Below are 738 nucleotides of genomic sequence, written 5' to 3'. Positions count from 1 at the left end.
CTATCAAGCCAAGAGCGAAGCCGAAAAAGCCAAGGAAGTAGCCGATAGAGCGAAAAGGACAGCAGAAGAAGCCAAAAAAACAGCCGATACGACGAAACAAGAGCTTGGAGGGATCAAGAGTTCTCTGGAAACAGCGACAACAGCTCATACAGTAGCCACACAAGCAAAAAATCTCGCAGAAAAGATAAACACTTTTCTAAAACAGTCTCATTTAACGGTTTTATCAATTTCCACCCCTTTTCTTGTTGCGACAGGCAAAGCGCAATTAACCGTGAAAAAAGGAACCTATCTAACTTTGCCACGAACTCATGATATTTTGGTTGTAAGTTATACGGTAGATGCCAGAATAAGCATGCCGTCTCTTTCTGCGGGCAAGGATTATTATCTTTATTTGGTACCGGAGGGAGATTCTCATAAAATTGTTGTATCAGAAAACTCTACGTATCCAAACGGTTACAGCGTCAATAATTCGCGCAAGATAGGAGGGTTTCATACGCTTTGTGCGGATGTTGGTACGATTTCTGGTCACCCCTTGTCTGGTTATAGGGCAGGGGATATTTTACCCAATTCAGTTTGGTGTTTAAATCACCGCCCTTATAGTTCACCAGAGGGAATGGTCTACGACCCCTCTACAGATCTTTGGGTTGATATTTATCTTCAATCAGGGACGGGTGAAAATACGAAATCAATGTATCGTACCAATATAACAACAAACCGTAATTATACCGAACATGTAAC

Annotated in this window: 1 pseudogene; it reads left to right on the top strand. The window is 41.9% G+C overall.

The annotated features are described in order from the left end of the window. Window positions 1-738, top strand: a pseudogene (locus ACFIQC_RS10035) (hypothetical protein); the annotation flags it as partial.

It is taken from the genome of Bartonella sp. AA126HLJHH (assembly GCF_042197425.1).
GTDB lineage: Bacteria > Pseudomonadota > Alphaproteobacteria > Rhizobiales > Rhizobiaceae > Bartonella.
This window is presented reverse-complemented; position numbering and strand designations above follow the sequence as displayed.